Genomic DNA, 206 nt, shown 5'->3' with positions numbered 1-206 from the left:
TGCATATAATAACAAAGCTATTATAAACGCCTTATGATACCCTAACTTTTTTATTAGATAATACGCAATGACTGCCCCTAACATTGATGCAGGTATATACCATAGATGATATATTGTACCGTCAAAAAATATGTCTTTCAATATATTAGGAAGCAGAGATTTTTGCTGGAAGTAGCCATTATATATGTTGATAGGAATATATATAA

General features: G+C 29.6%; 1 pseudogene. It reads right to left on the bottom strand.

Going from position 1 to position 206, the window contains the following annotated elements:
• Positions 1-206, bottom strand: a pseudogene (locus ACX6CF_RS26800) (alanine racemase); the annotation flags it as partial.

It is taken from the genome of Vallitalea sediminicola, from assembly GCF_054408565.1.
The sequence above is the reverse complement of the archived record's forward strand: the minus strand, read 5'-3'. Positions and strand labels throughout refer to the sequence as shown.